The sequence below is a fragment of the Lysinibacillus sp. FJAT-14745 genome (assembly GCF_001275675.1).
Taxonomy (GTDB): Bacteria; Bacillota; Bacilli; order Bacillales_A; family Planococcaceae; genus Lysinibacillus.
On record NZ_LITM01000005.1, the window covers coordinates 483,988 to 502,376 of the forward strand.

General features: G+C 35.2%; 14 protein-coding genes. 2 read left to right on the forward strand and 12 right to left on the reverse strand.

Annotated elements, in window-relative coordinates; genetic code table 11:
- Positions 1-6: 6 nt before the first annotated feature.
- Positions 7-576 carry a YdeI family protein gene (locus AMS59_RS09625; RefSeq protein WP_053483515.1) on the reverse strand — a complete coding sequence of 190 codons (570 nt, stop codon included), beginning with the start codon at positions 574-576 and terminating at the stop codon, positions 7-9.
- A gap of 214 nt (positions 577-790) precedes the next feature.
- On the opposite strand from AMS59_RS09625, the gene AMS59_RS09630 reads away from it, so the two are divergent.
- A complete protein-coding gene (locus tag AMS59_RS09630; protein ID WP_053483516.1) occupies positions 791-1,138 on the forward strand; it encodes a hypothetical protein in 348 nt (115 codons plus the stop codon).
- Positions 1,139-1,367: 229 nt separating this feature from the next.
- On the opposite strand, the gene AMS59_RS09635 is transcribed toward AMS59_RS09630, so the two are convergent.
- The 6 genes from AMS59_RS09635 to AMS59_RS09660 form a co-directional block, all read right to left on the reverse strand.
- On the reverse strand, positions 1,368-1,754 hold the full coding sequence (locus AMS59_RS09635; RefSeq protein WP_053483517.1) for a rhodanese-like domain-containing protein: 387 nt from the start codon (positions 1,752-1,754) through the stop codon (positions 1,368-1,370).
- Positions 1,755-1,756: 2 nt separating this feature from the next.
- Positions 1,757-2,185 (reverse strand): MarR family winged helix-turn-helix transcriptional regulator, encoded by a 429-nt coding sequence (locus tag AMS59_RS09640; RefSeq protein WP_053483518.1) that lies wholly within the window; start codon positions 2,183-2,185, stop codon positions 1,757-1,759.
- A gap of 389 nt (positions 2,186-2,574) precedes the next feature.
- Positions 2,575-3,234, reverse strand: coding sequence for a hypothetical protein (locus AMS59_RS09645; protein ID WP_053483519.1), 660 nt, complete (start codon positions 3,232-3,234; stop codon positions 2,575-2,577).
- Between the two features lie 569 nt (positions 3,235-3,803).
- Positions 3,804-4,643: an MBL fold metallo-hydrolase gene (locus AMS59_RS09650; RefSeq protein ID WP_053483520.1), complete on the reverse strand. Its 840-nt coding sequence runs from the start codon at positions 4,641-4,643 to the stop codon at positions 3,804-3,806.
- A 454-nt stretch (positions 4,644-5,097) separates the two neighbouring features.
- A complete protein-coding gene (locus tag AMS59_RS09655) occupies positions 5,098-5,544 on the reverse strand; it encodes a MarR family winged helix-turn-helix transcriptional regulator (RefSeq protein WP_053483521.1) in 447 nt (148 codons plus the stop codon).
- A gap of 119 nt (positions 5,545-5,663) precedes the next feature.
- Positions 5,664-7,130: an ATP-binding protein gene (locus tag AMS59_RS09660; protein WP_234007728.1), complete on the reverse strand. Its 1,467-nt coding sequence runs from the start codon at positions 7,128-7,130 to the stop codon at positions 5,664-5,666.
- Positions 7,131-7,340: 210 nt separating this feature from the next.
- On the opposite strand from AMS59_RS09660, the gene AMS59_RS09665 reads away from it, so the two are divergent.
- Complete coding sequence (locus tag AMS59_RS09665; RefSeq protein ID WP_053483523.1) at positions 7,341-9,080, forward strand: B12-binding domain-containing radical SAM protein; 1,740 nt, start codon at positions 7,341-7,343, stop codon at positions 9,078-9,080.
- Positions 9,081-9,539: 459 nt separating this feature from the next.
- Here the strand turns inward: AMS59_RS09665 and AMS59_RS09670 are convergent, their stop codons facing one another.
- The 5 genes from AMS59_RS09670 to AMS59_RS09690 form a co-directional block, all read right to left on the reverse strand.
- Positions 9,540-10,895: a TrkH family potassium uptake protein gene (locus AMS59_RS09670; RefSeq protein WP_053483524.1), complete on the reverse strand. Its 1,356-nt coding sequence runs from the start codon at positions 10,893-10,895 to the stop codon at positions 9,540-9,542.
- Positions 10,896-10,999: 104 nt separating this feature from the next.
- Entirely contained in the window at positions 11,000-11,764 is a 765-nt protein-coding gene (locus AMS59_RS09675; RefSeq protein WP_053483525.1) for a TerC family protein, read from the reverse strand.
- Positions 11,765-12,363: 599 nt separating this feature from the next.
- Positions 12,364-13,449, reverse strand: a complete 1,086-nt coding sequence (locus tag AMS59_RS09680) for an SDR family oxidoreductase (RefSeq protein WP_053483526.1) — start codon at positions 13,447-13,449, stop codon at positions 12,364-12,366.
- 18 nt (positions 13,450-13,467) lie between these two features.
- Entirely contained in the window at positions 13,468-16,521 is a 3,054-nt protein-coding gene (locus tag AMS59_RS09685; RefSeq protein ID WP_053483644.1) for an efflux RND transporter permease subunit, read from the reverse strand.
- Positions 16,522-16,685: 164 nt separating this feature from the next.
- Positions 16,686-18,263, reverse strand: coding sequence for a peptide chain release factor 3 (locus AMS59_RS09690; RefSeq protein WP_053483527.1), 1,578 nt, complete (start codon positions 18,261-18,263; stop codon positions 16,686-16,688).
- Positions 18,264-18,389: the final 126 nt, after the last annotated feature.

An 18,389-nucleotide genomic window follows, 5' to 3' on the forward strand; every position in this document is an offset into this window, starting at 1 on the left:
CTTCCCTTAATAATTGATTAAGCGACCATTGTCATTCCATTGACCGTACATTTTATTTCCTCTGGTATTTTCAATAAACTTATCCAATCTTTTATTAAAAATATTGGGTTCATTTCTATAACTTTGTATCGTATCAATTCTAATCCTTCTGTATAGTTCAGGAAAATTTATAAAGTTTTGATATAATTGGTCATCTTCTTTCAGACGAGTTTCAATATCTGCATCTATAGTAAAAGATTCAGGTCGCATATCAGGAAGAACTATCAGTCCTTCTTCTTTCATCAAACCTAATTGATATAATCTCCTTACTCTTTCTTTATTTAATTCTGTCCAATTACTGTTTTTCTTTCTTGGGGAGAGCCTTTGAGCAAGTTCAGAATCTGATATTTTCTTCTTTATGCCATCAATCCAACCAAAACATAATGCTTCTTCAACTGCATCTAAATACTGAATCACTTCTGATTGTTCCGTTATACTTACTATCACCCAACAAAATCTTTCTGTTTTTGAATTTTCCTCAAGCCAATCTCTTAATTCCCATCGTGTCTTAACTCTAAGTAAATTCTCTATTTCCATTTTTAAAATCCTTTCTAAAATGAATATATGTCCTAAGTATAACTGTTTAATAAATGTGTTAGAAGTACTTAATAACTAAGGATTTTCTTCTAAAAAAATCCCCTTCTTTTCAATGGCTTCTTAAATTAACCTGCCCCGTTATCGTCAAAGATTAAAGCTAATTTGGGGTGATTTACCACAAGGGGCGATTCAAGGTGATTTTTGTTATTACAACATGTTAAAACAATATCAAGGAAGTCTGGCAATTTATGATTTTAATCTAGCTGGAAATGAAGTTTATTTAAATGAATGTATTGCAGTTGGTGTATATCATGCTTGGCATGTCCCCTACAAAGGTAAATTAAATGAAACAGAGCGGTTTAAATTATTTATTGATTCATATAACAAAGAACGCCCCTTAAATGAATTAGAAAGAACTTATGCTGCTTACACAAAAGCCACTATACGTGCGTTTCGTTTTGACCGTGTAGAAGATGGTATTTTGTTAGAAAGTAAAGAAGAACAAAATTTATTTTTACAAGAAACGTTACATATACTTGAAAAATTAGAATTTAATAAATAGTGATAGAAAAGATACTTGTTAATTATTCTCCTCCCTGTTTCAGACAAATTATTAATGCGATTGTGACTTTGTAAAGTCTTATTAAATTTTTATCCTTTATATGAGAACAAATATAAAATATAAAAAGCATGTTTTGATCAATCATTTTTCAAAACATGCTCATATATCCTTATTGCCCTTAAGCATCCGTTAGTTGATCAAGGAAATAAAGTCAAAGCTTTTTTATTCTTTAACAACCACAATTCGACTGTTCATTATTTAATAATGAAACCAATGGGAATCCCATAGTCTTCCAAGCAGCTATACCACCATTCAATTCCTTTACTGAATATCCGTTTTCAATTAACATTATTGAAGCCTTTGCAGCTGTATTACACCATACATCCCAACAATACAAAACGATTTCTTTATCTTTAGGTATTTCATTTAAACGACTTTCTAAGTCTGAAAGCGGAATTTCTAAAGCACCTTGAATTTTTTCTCTTTTCAAAGCAGGATCGCCATTCCTTACATCAATTAATAAATAATTTTCTGGTTGTTCCTTTTTCTTCATCATATAATCCATAGGACTGTACGTTGATTCAACACGATTTTTGAAATATGAGATTTGATTCATTTTTATTTTTCTCCTATTCTTTTCACTATTTTTATTAAATACTTCTTAAAAGCTTCTTTTTCCTCATCCTCTAATGCCGACAGTACATTTCTCTCAGACTGATTCATTAACTCCCAACATTCGATTATTGTCTTTTCACCCTTTTCTGTAAGCCTAAGACAGTAAGATCTTCTATCTTTCAAGTTTTTGTCTCTATTTATATAGTGAAGAGATTCCAGATGATCAACGTGATCCACCATAGAGGTTCTGTCTATTTTTAAATCTTCTGCAATTTCTTTCTGAGATGTATTAGGACGTTCCTTTATTCTAATCAGTACTCCAAATTGTCTTGCGTTTATATCATAAGGCTTCAACTGTTCAATAAAATCTTCTTCTAAAATTTGGCCTACTTTACCAGTTAAATAACCAAATGATTTAAATATATTACTCAATTTTACACCTCCCATCAAATAATCATTAAGTATGATAATCAGTATAACTGATTATTATTTAGATGTAAATGATTTACATAATTAATTATGCAAATTAAGCTATTTAAAATTTCACGATTATATATTTTTGTTGTTGAAGTAAACTGCATCGTTAGTGAAAAAGCGATTGCTCAAATTGAACAATCGCCCCGTTAGCCATCCATGTAGCGCAAAAACCAGCGCTACACCACAGAAAATGAAAGATGATTAAGTTCTTTCATGGGAGCTCAATACGAGGTTAGATGAAAAAGGACTTACTTTTAACAGTAAGTCCTTTGTGTTCTTATAAGAATATCTCGTCACAACTTAAGAATTTTATCATGTATATCGAGGGTTTACGTAGTACATCATTATCCCTGATCTTGACCTTCATCTAACGTAATTTCAGTTACTTTCTTAAGGTCTTTATTTACATTAACTAAACATGTTTTTCCTCCATCATATTTAAAATAAAAATGATAGTACCAATCCTCTTTTGAATCTTTAGCTGCATTTACTTCTTTACTTTGTTCTTCTGAAAATTCATAGCTTTTACCATCTAATATGTTATTCTCTTTAACAAAGTTAGTTGCTAAATCTTTTGCTTCATCATAAGAAAAATCCTTATAATTTTGATTTTTAGCTTCTCCTGGATGATACTGTAGACTTACTATCTTATTAGTTTCAGCGTCTAATACTGCAGTATATTGAATGGCTGTATTTCCATTTATAAATTTACTATTTTTATTACTCCATCCTGTTATATAAAATTTGTGCCCGTCTATCTCATAAAACTCATTGTTTCTTTCATAAAAGTTTTTAGTATCTATTGTTTCATTAAAATTCTTTTGAAAAGCATTAAGTGCTACTTCTTTAAGTTTATTTTTTTTGTAACTGTCTTGTTCAACAGCCTGTTCAGTCATTACTGTATTCTTTGGCACTATATTATTTGATGCATGTGCAATAGCTGTAACACCTCCAGTACTCAATATCCCAACTAACGCTAATCCCAATATTTTCGTTGATTTCATAATATTTTCCCTCCTGTAATCGCAAGTTTTAAATTTGTTTTACTTCCTTGCTATAACTGAAGTATAGTAGATAAATCTTAAGAATCTCTTATTATAACTCTTAAGAAAATATAAATATTCAGGTGTGTTGATTAACCATTTTTATATATCCAAAGAGGCTGATTTCCGCTACGGGCTACTCGCTTTCCTGCGGGCGAGCGTCGAGCCGCTTCCTCCGCTTCGCTCCGTGCAGGGTCTCGTCTGTCTCGCTTTCCCGCGGGAGTCGAGTAGCCCTACGCTACAATCAGTTAAAATGGAAATATATTGGCAAAGTGGTAACGAAAAAATCCTTTTATCGCTCAATAATAAACTTATTTTTTCCTAATCAACACGTCTGATAAATATTATTAGTATCAAAATGAGAAAGCGAATCATTACGCTTATGTGCATTAACTATTCAACTTAACCCCTTGTTCAACATAACTGTACCTTTTGCTTAATAAGAAAAGTTGATTTCGGCAACTGTTCTTAAACTCATGCCTTCATTAGTGGAATAATTGTAGCGCTTTTATTAGCTAACTAAGTTAAAACTATAGATATGAAAGTTGTAATCCTACTCCAACTTCTCCTAAATGAGCAACTGTCGAAAGAGCTATTTTAGAGTGTAAATCTGTACAATGGCAAGCATGAAGCTTAGTAGGTTCAAGATCTTTTATATAACGAACTGTATTATCTAACTGCTCTTTCGTCGGATTTAATAGGTGAAACCCTCCAATAATATCAACTACTCTTTCTTCCTGACATACCTCTTTGGCATATTCAATAATGTTACATATCCCAGAATGTGCACATCCAACGATAATAACTAACCCTTCTGAAGATTTATAAACGATTGCTGTGTCATCCAAAACGAAGTCGTTAACACTCCCTTGATCTGTCACAACTTGCCCTATAAAATCTTTTCCTTCAAAATCAAATATTCTTTTAATTTCCCCTAGAAATACTAGTTGATCTGTTAGCCATAATGGTTCTTTAGTTAATCGGACTGGAAAGTGTCTACTTAACTTTTCATGAGATAAGATACTCCCTATCTCTCCTACAGGATCAAATAGTTTAGTGTTAAAAACCACTGGATGCCCAATAATCTTAGGAGTATTGTGTAGTATTTCTTCATTTTTTGCTTCCATATGTAGTCTAATTAAATGCGTCAGTCCCCATGTATGATCCACATGCCCATGCGACAAGACAACATAATCGAGATTTCTTAAATCAATTCTCATTTTATCTGCATTCTTGATAAAGACATCAGAATAGCCGGTATCAAAAAGGATACGCTTATCACCTTCTTTAATAAAAAAAGAAAGCCCAGGTTCCCCTAAAAAATAGCGATCAATTAAAGTATTATTATCTACCAAAACGGTTAATTCCATATAATACCTCCTTTTTTGTTAATTATAACAAAACGGAGTGAGGTGTGATCTATATGGTTAATCTTTTTCTAGAACAATGCAAATCATAAACATTGAAATAATCTGCCCCGTTAGCCATCCATGTAGCAAAAAACTAGCGCTACATCATAGAAAATGAAAGATGATTAAGTACTTTCATGGGAGTTGAATAGTAATAATCTTTACGACAACAGCCTTTATTTTAAATAAGGTTTATAGCTTAATGTGAGGTTGATTTACGTTCCGACTGGGGAGATTGTCCGATGAGCGGCTAGGGGCGGTCACGAGGGCGTTAACACAGGACAGCATACTTAACCTTCTACTTTGCTCTCTCCTGCCCTTATTTCCGACGCAAATGATTCAACAGGCATTCTAGAAACCTTGTCATTGCTTTCCATAAAAAAAAGTTGCCTCAAATTCATTGAGACAACTTTTTTTAATAAGACAAATCCTTAATAGACAGTCCTAATTTTTTTAATAACGTGATAGCTTGGTCTTTTTCTTCAACAGATAGCACACTCATCAATTCATGTAAATGCTGTTCATGTTTTGGAAATAGTTCTCCCATAAAGGCTTCACCTTTATCTGTAATTTCTGCATAGGTAACACGGCGATCTGATGGACAAGACACACGTAATAAATACCCTCTTTTTTCAAGTTTGTCAATGACGTACGTAATAGACCCACTAGCTAGCAAAATTTTATTGCCAATTTGCTGTAATGGCTGTCTTCCTTTATGATAAAGAAGCTCTAATACAGCAAATTCAGTAGGGTTTAATCCATTCTCTTGAAAAAATTGATGGGTCGTCTCATTAATCGCTTTATGTGCACGTGATAATACAATATATAATTTTAATGATTGCTTTATTTCTTCTGACGTCATATCCTTTTCCTCTCAATTCGCTATTTATGCCATTATAGCGAGATTAGAAAAGCATTGTCAAAAGCAATATTTGATTTTGTGTACTATTATGGCGATTTATGCAACCATTATAAATCTTTTTATGTTACTAAATAAGCAGAATCTTTCGTAGATACGTCCATTTTATCTATCTGATTAAATGTGTAAATTGGGAATTGTAAGTGGAAGCATGTCCCTTTCTGTAATTCACTATTCACACCTATTACGCCTTCATGCTCTTCAATCACCTTTTTCACGAAAGCAAGGCCTAGTCCTGTCCCTGTTGATTTCGTCGTGTAAAAAGGTTGGAATAAGTTTTGAAGGGTAGCACTGTCCATGCCGGTACCTTCGTCTTTAATCAGTAATTCTACAATCGCACAGTCAATAACATTTATTTCTACCGTGATCGTTCCACCGTTATTCATGGATTCCATCGCATTTTTAATAAGATTCATGAATACTTGCTTTAAGCGATTTTCATTGCCACCAATGTATACTTGTGTAGAAGTAGAAATGTATTGAATGATAATATTTTTCATAAGCGCATCTGGAAGCATAAACTCAATCACTTGTTTCACAATGTTATCTAACTCCAATAATTCAACTTTCATACTTGTTGGCTTGGACAATACTAAAAGCTCTGATAAAATTTGTTCCATCCGTTGGAGTTCACTATCGATGACAGATAAATACATGCGTGACTCTTCATCAGCATTTAGCTTTAGCAATTCGGTAAAGCCCTTTAAAGAAGTTAATGGATTACGAATTTCATGGGCGATACTTGCGGCCATTTGACCGACAACATTTAAAGCTTGCTGATGTTCAACTTTATGTTGAAGTTGTTTCTTTTCTGTTTCATCATTAATGACTGTGACAATAATATTGTTATATTCATCAAAGATACTTGAAATTTCATAATAGCAAGTGCTAGTAACTTGAGTTTCATCAACTACATGAATACTTGCATGCTTTTCACCCATCAGTTTAGAAAGGTATGCAGTAATTTGACCTTTCTTCAACGTAAATGCATCAAATATGTGCTGATGTGCCTTATGAAGAAGCTGCGATTTTTCGATTTTCAAATACATTTCAGCATACTTATTTAGCCCAAGAATTATCCCGCTAGCATCACTTATAATTACGGCGTACGGTAAGTGATCATAAGCATTGAAAGATTGTGATCTCTCCTGCTCTTGACTAACATATAATTCATGAGCTATGTCATTATTTAACGTTGAAATTTGCGCAACAATTTCTTCTGTGTTTGGATCATAAAAACATTTGAAAGACATCATTTCAAACTCATTTCCAGCTGTTTGAATATTGAAGATTTCTTCTGATCTCAAATCACTTTCTAATTGTTTGACGAACTTCGCCCAATTTAAATTAGATGGCTCGTCCATAGTTAAATAACCAATATACGTTGAATGAAGGTTAAAAAGTTGAATAGCAGCCTCATTCACGTTTAAAATTTTCCCTGCTTTATTAAGAGTAAGTGTTGGTGACGAAGTACTTGTCATAAGATTTCCAAAACATTGATTACTATCATTTTGCTTCAACTTTCTCACCGAACCTTTCAAAAGAGTGAAAAACCTCTTAATCGAATTTTGAGCCTTTACTATACTTTATGACTGTACGATTCTATTATTACAAAATTTAGTAAATTTAAGTATAAAAATTATTTCACGAACTGTTCACAAAATAAATAGGTAAAAAGGATTATATTGTATGACAGCTACTTGACTGTTACAATTAGAAATTGAAAGGAAGATTATTGCATGAATACTATTTTAACTACATTAAACGCAAAGTATATTCACACAAATTTAGCATTGCGTTATTTAAAAGGTGCAGCTTTACCAGAATTTAATCCAATTATTGCAGAATATACAATTAAAGATCCTGCTTTTAATATTGTATCAGATTTGTTTCAAAAAAAACCTGATATCGTAGGATTTAGTTGCTATATTTGGAATATTGAAGAAACTATTCACGTCATCAAGATGTTAAAAACTGTCTGTCCAAATGTTAAAATTTTGCTCGGGGGACCTGAAGTTTCTTATGATGCCCATCATTGGTTACGTAGAATTGAAGAGGTTGATTTCATTGTTATGGGTGAAGGAGAAACTTCCTTTAAACAGTTACTACGCTATTTGCATGGAGAAATTGCATTAGACGATGTTCCAGGGATTTGCTACTTAGAGGATGGTAAAGTACGAATTCACGCACAAGCACCAAAAGTAGATTTACGTGAATTGCCAAGTCCATTTCGTTTTGAAGAGGACCTCTCTCATCTAAGCAAACGAATTCAATATATTGAAACAAGTCGAGGCTGTCCATTTAGCTGTCAATTTTGTTTATCTTCTATTGAAGTAGGGGTTCGTTATTTCAACCGAGAAAAAATAAAAGAAGATATTCGATTTTTGATGGACAACGGTGCGCGTACTATTAAATTTGTTGATCGTACATTTAATATAAGTCGCAGCTATGCCATGGAAATGTTCCAGTTTTTAATCGATGAACATAAGCCAGGGGTTGTATTCCAATTTGAAATTACCGCTGATATTATGCGTCCTGAGGTTATCCAGTTTTTAAATGATAACGCACCAAAAGGTCTTTTCCGTTTTGAAATTGGTGTTCAATCAACGAATGATTTAACAAATACTCTTGTGCAGCGCCGTCAAAACTTTGAAAAGCTAACACGTACAGTGACGATGGTCAAAGAAGGTGGAAAGATTGATCAGCATTTAGATTTAATCGCTGGTTTACCAGAAGAGGATTATGCAAGCTTCCGTCAAACCTTTAATGACGTTTTCGCAATGCGACCAGAAGAATTACAGCTTGGATTCCTTAAACTTCTGCGCGGTACAGGCCTGCGTCTAGAGGCTGAAAAATTCGGCTATACGTATGTGGATCTATCCCCTTACGAGATTTTCTCCAACAATGTCTTAACGTTTGATGATATAGTACGCATTAAACATGCAGAGGATGTACTTGAGAAATATTGGAACGATCACCGTATGGACCATACGATTGAATACTTAGTAACTGAAGTGTTTGAAACACCATTTGATTTCTTCCAAAATTTCGGTACTTATTGGGAAACAAAAGGTTGGTCGCGTATCGGTCATCAGCTCGAGGATTTATTCCGTCGTTTATTAATGTTTTTAGAAACTGTAGAAGGTGCTAATTTAACTATCATTCAAAGCCTAATGCAACTAGATTATTTAATGATACAGCAGTTCCAGCCACGTAAATTATGGTGGAAGGAGCGCCCTACAGAGGAACAACAAAAAGCACTTTATAATGCTTTACGTGAAAACCCTGCAATTGCAGGTGAGGAATTTGCCAGCTTCAATCTATCTGAAAAAGAGTTGTTTAAACATACGCTCATTATTCCACATCACATAGATTTCCAAAATTTCTCAAATGGCAAAATTGTACAAAAAAACGGCTATCTTTTAACTTACTTCCGTCACGGTCAAGCACCATACTTTGCAACAATCCACTCTATATAATAAGAAACGCTAGTCCATTAATAAATATAGGACTAGCGTTTTTTTCATTCATAAAGAATACTTAAATTTCCTATAACCTACAATAAAACGAAACAATTACATTTTTAATTGAATCCATTGTAAGTAAAAACCATAGCTTTATTATGCTTAACAGATGTTCTTAGAGGCATTACAATTATCCTAAAAAAATTTAGTACGAAATTATCAAACCACCATTACCCTATCCTTGTAAATTTTACCTATAAAGCAACCATAATAACCAGGAAAAACAATTTAAAATTTTTCGACAATTGTGTGGCGAAAGCAATTTTTTAGTTTTATGAATAGATTTTCTATTGAGGTAATCTTTAAAATCCTCAGTTTTCATTTACGAATTTCAATAAGCTTTTATAGGTAACCGGAAAATATTAAGGAAATTAAAAAAGAGCTACATTAGCTCTTTTTTAATTTCCTAGTACTTTATCCAATAATAACTCGTTCTTTAGGATAGTGATAACTTGATTTTTTACCTCTACCTCCACCACCTAAAGAGTAAAGGAAGGAAATTAAACCGACACGACCAACAAACATTAAAATTATAATGATAATTTTGCCAATTACCGATAGGTCGGAGGTGATTCCTAAAGACATCCCACACGTTCCGAACGCTGATGTAATTTCAAAAATTATTTGAATCAGCGATGCGTGTGGCTCAGTAATAAGTAAAATAATTGTCGCAACTAACACCATAAAGAATGCCAATAAAATAACAACAAACGAGCGGAATACATCAATTAAATGTATTTCACGGCCGAATACTTGAATATCCTCTCTTCCTCGTGAAAAGGTAATTAGGAATAAAATAGCCATGGCAAACGTTGTTGTACGTATCCCACCACCAACTGAACTTGGTGAGGCACCAATAAACATTAAAAAACTCATAAAAATATCTGTCGCTTCACTAAAGGTTGTTACATCATATGTCGTAAGTCCAGCTGATCGTGTTGAAACAGAATGGAACATTGCAGAAAATAGAGCCTCATGCCAAGACATCCCCTTAAAGGAATGGAATGATTCAAGCAATAAAATAACGACAGCCCCTACCACAAATAAAATTGCATAAGTGGAAGTTGTTATTTTCGTAAATAAACTAAAGCGGAAGTTATCATGGCGATTAAGTAAAAAGGTTTTCACTTCAATTAAGACTGGGAAGCCTATTGCGCCAAGCACAATTAGCACCATTGTTATCGCTTGAACAAAGTAATCTTTATGAAACGGAAGCAAACTCATACCTGTTATATCAAAGCCACCATTTGTAGTAGCTGAAACGGAGGCAAAGACACCATGAAGCAAAGCTTCTTGAAAAGTATCAAAATAGTTTGTAAAGTGTAAAGTTAAAATTAATGCACCCATCAATTCTATACCAATTAAGATTTTCAATATTTCCCGAATTAATTGAACAACCCCTGACAAATTGTATTGATTATGATCGATCATAATCAATTGACGCTCACGCATACCAATTTTTTTCCCAACTAGTAACCACACAAAGGTACCAAGTGACATAATGCCAATTGCGCCAAGCTGTAAAATAACAAGAACCATCGCGAGCCCAAATGTTGTATAGCTTTCAGATATATTGATTGTTGTTAAACCTGTTACGCTAACTGCACTTACTGCAGTAAACAAGCTATCTAATAATGAAACTTTTACACCTTCTTGATGAACGCCTGGCAGCCGTAGTAACAGGAAGGAAATCGCTATAGCTATAAAATAATAAGAGACAAGTACCTGAAAAGGTGTGACAAGTCTATTTTTTGATCTTTTCCAGGGCACTTTGACAACCCCTTCCTTATATGATGCTAAACTCGATAGATATTAGTATAGAAAAAATACTCAAAAAAAGAAAGAGGAATAGCTACAACTATTCCTCTAAAAGATCATTGAACTTGTTTTTTATGACGAACTCCTACTAAATAGCCTACTAATGCGATGCCCACTAATACAACCCAGAAAGTTAACTCCCACGCAGTAGAATGTGGGAACTCTGCAGGTAAAATACCCACCTTCTCATGTGACAAAGTTAACACAACAAGCTTCACACCTACCCAACCTACAATTAAAAACGCTGAAGTTTCAAGTGAGGGATAGTCATTTAATATTTTCACAAACCATTGAGCCGCGAATCGCATCATGATGACTCCGATAAATCCTCCAAGTAACATGACGATAAATTGTCCACCATTGATGCCACCTATATCAAAGTTCCCTAAATGCGGTAAAGATACGGCAATGGCAACTGCAGCAAGCATAGAATCAATAGCAAATGCAATATCCGCGGCCTCTACCTTAAGCACAGTCATCCAAAAACCAGAGCCCTTTTTCCTCACTTCTTCGCTAGATTCTTCTTCTGAATCCTTTTTATAACGCAAGTCATATATATTTTTGGCGGACATGAATAATAAATAAGCCGCTCCCAATGCTTGAATTTGCCAATAATTCACTAATGCTGTAATGACAAAGAGTGCTGAGAATCGGAAAATTAACGCGCCGAATAAGCCATAAAATAATGCTTTTTTTTGTTGCTCTCGTGGTAAATGCTTCACCATCACGGCCATTACCACTGCATTATCTGCTGCTAATAACCCTTCTAATACTACAAGTACAATAAGTACCCAACCGTATTGTAATAAAATTGATTCCATTCATGTGCCTCCTCTAAAGCTCTGTATACCCAAAATAGTCATTATTATACGAGTACAAAAGAAAAGACCTCTGCCTTTATAAAAAGGCAAAGGTCTCGCTTAGCAAATAAATATCTGACACTTCATCAGTACCCCTCTATTACTAGCTTACAGCGGATGTTTAAACATTTGCTGTAAGAAGTTGAACTACCACTAGTATAGAGTTACTCGCTTATCACACCCGATGGTAAAAACCATGTAATGACGAATGTAATCCAGATACATCGCTCGTATCTGTTAGCTACTCCCCTTTGACAAAACGTCGAAGGTTTTTCTTCTGTTAACTTATTATAGCACTATCATATATGAGTAGCAAAATTATCTACCCACTTTTAATAGAAGGCTCTGATTTCCGCTACGGGTTTCTCGCTTTCCTGCGGGCGGGAATCGAATAGTCCTACGCTCCAATCAGTTAAAATGGGCATACAATAAAAAAATATAAACAAAAAATCCTTTTATCAGTCAATAATAAACCTATATTTTCTTAATCAACACGCCTATAGTAATCACTTGTTTATTAGCTAGATAGGCCATAAACTGTCCACAAACGCCCGATTGCTTCACCTTATTTGAATTTGATAGCGTTTATCTTCTTTATGCGCTAAATAAAAATCAATCATTCTAGGCATAGTCTGTAAAAAATCGGGGCATGTAATATTACCCTTTTTCAAAATAGTAACTACTTCTGATGTATCGAACTTAGCATTCCAAGTTAAGTAGTCTAAAGTTTCTTGCTCAACACCTAGATTTTGTCGAATAAGCGGCACTTGTAAAGATATTCTTGCTAGCGTTAACGGAAATCGCCCCTTAGGATAATGGTTAGTTAATAATTTTACCATCATACGATACACTTCCTGTACAGGATGCGGATTTGGGTCCGTTAGATGCAAAGTTTTCCCTTCAGCACATTTTTCATCCACTAGATAAGTCGAAGCGTTTATAATGTAATCTACTGGCACCACATTTATTGTTGATGTCGATTGACCAATATACGGGATAAACGGAAGGCATTTTAATTTATCCACCATATTTAAAATGAAATAAGGCCCATCGAATTTAATAGTTTCTCCTGTTTCAGAATGTCCACGTACTATGCCAGGTCGAATAATTGTCAGCGGTATTTCTGATTTCAAATCCTCTACTCGATGCTCAGCTTCAAATTTTGTTTCCTCATAATGGTTTTTAAATGCTGGCGGGCGAATGAGTTCGTTTTCACGCAAAACACCTTCACGTATTCCTGCTACATACGCTGTACTAAAATACATATAGCGTCTTAAGTTCGGAAGTGTTCGAACAAAATCATTGACCATCGTCGTACCATGCACATTTACCTTCCATGCGATATCGCGTGGTACTGCTAAATCATAAATTGCAGCTAGATGCCAGAGCACCTCAATTTGAGGTACAATTTCCTGTGCGGCTTTGTTTTCTAGACCGAGATTCGGTAATGTAATATCTCCCTCGACAAGATGAATAGAACAGTTAGGAAACTCTGCTACTATATTTTCTCTTTCTAAATTTGCTTTTACCAATTCACCAGCTAAAACAATAGCGATGACTTCCTGTGATTGTTTTTTTCGAAATAACTCTCGTATTAATTGACTTGAAATAAAACCCGGAAAACCTGTAAAAAAATGAACCCCCATCTTTCATCCCCCCTGAACTTACCGCATCTTCCTAGATTCTTTATCCATTAAGCTATAAACAATCGGTACAATATATAATGTCAACAAAGTTGATGTCACAAGTCCTCCGATTACGACAATCCCCATCGGTTGATTCATCTCTGTTCCCTCTCCAATGCCAAGAGCAAGTGGTAGCAATCCTAAGATTGTTGTTAGTGCAGTCATTAATATTGGTCGAAGTCGATCCTGTGTAGCCAGTAAAATCGCATCATACGTCGCCATTCCCCTAGCTTTTTGTTGATTAATGTAATCAACAAGTACAATCCCGTTATTCACGACAATTCCAACTAGTACTAAGATGCCTATAACAGATGTCACACCAATTAGCGTGTTCGTAGCAAACATTGCAAATGCAACGCCAATAATCATTAATGGTACTGTGAACATGATAACGAATGGATATTTGAATGATTCAAATTGTGCAGCCATTACGATATATACAAGTACTATTGCTAATGCAACGGCTAACAGCATATCATTAATCGCACTATCATAAAGCTCACGATCTCCACTAAAGACAACTTGAGTTTCAGATGGTAAATCTGCTTTTTCCAATGCTTTGTCTACTTGTGTTGAGATGCCCCCTAGCGATTCCTTCGTTTCATACTCGACAAAAAATGCAACCGCAGCTGCCTGATCAGAACGGCGTATCGATACTGGTCCTTCCTGTACAGAAACTGTCGCAATGTCCTCTAACTTTACAAATAAACCAGCAGGTGAACGAAGCTGCATCGATTTTAATGACTCGATACTATCATTAAATACTTGTCCAAAGCCTGTATAAACAGGCAATACAGCACCATCCTCTGCCATTATTTGCGTAGTTAGCTGACCCTTCGTCATTTGATTGACCGTTTGCGCAATTTGTGCAGGTACAAATCCGTAGTCCTTCGCCTTCTTTCGGTCTACTTCGACTTGAATTTCTTTTACAGTAATATCTAAATCTGTAGATACCTTTGTGATGGCCTGTACCTTTGATAGCTCCTTCTGTACTTTATCAACAGAACTATGAAGCCTTTGCTCATCAGAGTCTGTTAACCTAAACGTTAATGTATTTGGTGACGAACCAGTTGTCGTTGAGACATTGAAGTTAATTTCAACTTGCTCACCTAGTTCTGCATGTAAATCTCGTTCAACCTCTTCCACAAATTCAAAAATCGAACGGTTCCTATCTGCTAAAGGGACAAGCTTTACATATAGCTCTGCTTGGTTTGCACTTGTTTGTCCTCGTGCTTGTGCCTGCTGTGTACCACCGATTAAGCTAACATATACGTCAACATCTTTCTCCCGTTTCAAACGTTCCTCAATTTTCGCAACAACTTTTTCTGTTTCTGATACTGCTACCCCTTTTTCAAGACTTACACTAACGGATGCAAATCCTTCATCGGTTGGCGGTAAAAACTCTGTACCAATTTTCATAAGTCCAAACAAAGAAAGTCCAAAACAGACAACTGCTAAGATTAGTACTAACATACGATGACGCAATACCCAAATAATTGATGTTTTATAGCTCTTGTAAAAGGATGACTCATTACGTTTTTCATAAATATTCGTTGATTTCATTTTTAAAAGGCGACTTGCAAGCATTGGGACAACTGTTAACGCAACGACTAACGAAGCAATTAAGCTAAAGGAAATAGTTAACGCAAATTCTGTGAAAATTTGCCCTATCAATCCTTCAATAAACATTACAGGAATGAATACTGCAATAGTTGTAAGAGTGGAAGCAGTAATCGCAAGTGCCACTTCCTTTGTCCCTTCCTTAGCTGCTACTAACGGGTCCTTGCCAAGTCCTAAATGTCGTTCAATGTTTTCAATAACGACGATAGCATTATCAACCAGCATACCGATGCCAAGCGCTAACGCCCCTAATGTCATAATATTGAGCGAGAAATTGGCAAAAAACATTAAAACAAATGTAACAATAACTGAATATGGAATCGCAATACCAATGATAATAGGGCTTTTCACACTACGTAGAAAGATGAATAATACGAACATTGCGAATAATCCACCTAAAAGTAAAGAAGATCCGATATTACTAATCGCCAAGTCCACGTAGTTTCCTTGGTCCACTAGCACGTCTGCAACGATTCCTTGATATTGCTTCTTCGTTAACAATTCATTTAAAGCTTCTTTAAAAGCTTTTGAAACCTCTGCCGTATTAGCACCCGACTCCTGTAACACAGACATTAATACCGCAGGATGATTATTTGCTCGGGTTGTAGTTACGGATTTTTGCTCTGTGCGCTCAACAGTTGCAACTTCTCCAACTGTTAATGCTTTACCATCTAGTGGATTTATTGAAATGATTAAATCAGCAATGCTTTCTGGCGAATTTAAAGTGCTTAAAATCCGCGTAGTTAACATCTTGCCATCTGCTGTTAACACTGGGTCACCAGGAAGAGAAACATTGCTCGATTGAATAACTTGAATAATATCTGCTTGGGTTAATCCTTTTTCAACTAGTTTCGATTCATCTAAAGTTATTTGAACTTCTTCTACTAGCTTACCGGAAATATTGACACTTGCGACACCTGCTGTTCGACGAAGTTCTTTTTCCAAAGCTTCCGCCAGTAAACGCACATCTACATTGTCATTTTCTGCCCGTAGTGAAAGTTGTATTATAGGAAATTGTGATGGATCAAATTTTAAAAAGCTAGGTTTCTCAGCACCATTCGGTAAAGGGGTCATATCGATTCGTTGTAAAATATCGAGCTGAGCATCTTCAATATTAGTTGACCAATCAAACTCGAGAATAATTAAATTGGATCCTTCTTGAGAGGTAGACTGTAGTTTTTTTATCCCCGGTAAGGTGGCGAGCGTTGTTTCTAAAGGCTTCGTTATTTTTTCATTAACCTCTGTTGGACTTGCACCAGGATAATTGGTAACAACGATGCCTATTGGTGGACGTAATTCTGGAATAAGCGTAATAGGTATTTTTAATAATGATACGCCACCTAATATAATGACTAATATCATCGTAACTATTGTAAAAACAGGCCTTTTAATAGAAAAATTACTAATGTTCACTGTTACAAGCTCCTTTTCTATCTCTTCCTTTCTATAATACCCGAAGAGGAGAATATTTAATGCCATATGTAAGTTGATTTCCTAATACTGTATATATTCTACATATAGCTCCAATTTTCCTTGTAAAAAAACACGAATCGCAACATGTCGATTCGTGTTTTTTATTATAAAAGGCTATACAGTTTAATATCTTCGTTTTTATCAGCGAACCAACGCATAGCAAACTCATTTTCAAATAGGAAAACAAGATTATCAAAACGGTCTTTTACAAGCATTGAACGACCTGAAGACATCGATTCTTTAACATCTTCTTCGTTTTCAATCCATCTTGCAATTTTCGAACCAATTGGCTCCATTTTTACTTCAACATTATATTCGTTTTTCATACGATGCTCAAAAACTTCAAATTGTAATTGACCAACTGCGCCTAGAATAACTTCTTCCGTATGCAACGTTTTATAATATTGAATGGCACCTTCTTGCACTAATTGTAAAATCCCTTTATGGAATTGCTTAGATTTCATAACATTTTTCGCTGTTACACGAACAAATAGCTCTGGCGTGAACTGTGGCAGTTTTTCAAATTGGAATGTCTTTTTACCACCTACGACTGTGTCACCAATCTGATACGTACCTGTGTCGTATAAACCGATAATATCACCAGCAACAGCTTCATCTACTGTTTCACGGTCGTCAGCTAAGAATTGTGTCGATTGTGTCACTTTGAATGATTTACCTGTACGAGATAAAGTCATGTTCATGCCACGTTCAAATTTACCCGATACGATACGCACAAAGGCAATACGGTCACGGTGTGCAGGATTCATGTTGGCTTGAATTTTGAAAATAAAGCCTGAAAACTCCTCATACTCAACTGGATCAATAAATTGTTCATCCTCAGTAATTCGAGGCTGTGGTGTCGGCGCAAATTGTAAATATGTTTCCAGGAATGTTTGCACACCAAAATTTGTTAAAGCAGAACCAAAGAAAACAGGTGTTAATTCACCACGGCGAATTTTTTCTTCAGAATACTCATTACCCGCTTCGTCAAGCAACATTATGTCGTCCATTGCTTGTGTATAATAAGAAGTCACCTTCATCGGATTTTCGACTGCAAGTTCCCCATTTTCATCAATTGGTAAGAAACGTTCTTCTTCATCAGTACGGAATTGCTCGATACGTTTATTATAACGATCATAAATACCTAGAAACTCTTTACCCATACCGATTGGCCAGTTCATTGGGTAAGCGTTAATGCCAAGTACCTCCTCAAGCTCTTCAATCAGTTCAAGTGGCTCTTTCCCTTGACGGTCTAGTTTATTGATAAAAGTAAAAATCGGAATACCACGCATTTTACAAACTTTGAATAGCTTTAAAGTTTGTGCTTCAATACCTTTGGCAGCATCTACGACCATGACAGCACTATCCACCGCCATTAACGTACGATACGTATCCTCCGAGAAATCTTGGTGACCTGGAGTATCCAAAATATTAACACGTGAGCCGTTATAATCGAACTGCATAACTGAAGAAGTTACAGAAATCCCACGTTGCTTTTCAATTTCCATCCAGTCAGATGTTGCAAACTTACCTGTTTTTTTCCCTTTTACTGTACCGGCATCACGAATCGCACCGCCAAATAGTAAAAGCTTTTCTGTAATCGTCGTTTTCCCAGCATCAGGGTGACTGATAATGGCAAAAGTTCGACGCGATAATATATCTTTTTCTAAATTTGAATTCATCTCGTCATTCTCCTTTTTTCATACTTCCTAATAATAAAAGAAGACTTGCCCTTCTTACAACCTTTTTACATGAATTCCCCAAAAAAGAGGTAGTGATCTTGGCGAGGCACTATGTATAGTTTCCTC

Bases quoted from the DNA above. Each gene is read 5' to 3' on its own strand.
- AMS59_RS09625 (WP_053483515.1), bottom strand. From the start codon at position 576: ATGGAAATAGAGAATTTACTTAGAGTTAAGACACGATGGGAATTAAGA.
- AMS59_RS09630 (WP_053483516.1), top strand. From the start codon at position 791: ATGTTAAAACAATATCAAGGAAGTCTGGCAATTTATGATTTTAATCTA.
- AMS59_RS09635 (WP_053483517.1), bottom strand. From the start codon at position 1,754: ATGAATCAAATCTCATATTTCAAAAATCGTGTTGAATCAACGTACAGT.
- AMS59_RS09645 (WP_053483519.1), bottom strand. From the start codon at position 3,234: ATGAAATCAACGAAAATATTGGGATTAGCGTTAGTTGGGATATTGAGT.
- AMS59_RS09650 (WP_053483520.1), bottom strand. From the start codon at position 4,643: ATGGAATTAACCGTTTTGGTAGATAATAATACTTTAATTGATCGCTAT.
- AMS59_RS09655 (WP_053483521.1), bottom strand. From the start codon at position 5,544: ATGACGTCAGAAGAAATAAAGCAATCATTAAAATTATATATTGTATTA.
- AMS59_RS09665 (WP_053483523.1), top strand. From the start codon at position 7,341: ATGAATACTATTTTAACTACATTAAACGCAAAGTATATTCACACAAAT.
- AMS59_RS09675 (WP_053483525.1), bottom strand. From the start codon at position 11,764: ATGGAATCAATTTTATTACAATACGGTTGGGTACTTATTGTACTTGTA.
- AMS59_RS09680 (WP_053483526.1), bottom strand. From the start codon at position 13,449: ATGGGGGTTCATTTTTTTACAGGTTTTCCGGGTTTTATTTCAAGTCAA.
- AMS59_RS09690 (WP_053483527.1), bottom strand. From the start codon at position 18,263: ATGAATTCAAATTTAGAAAAAGATATATTATCGCGTCGAACTTTTGCC.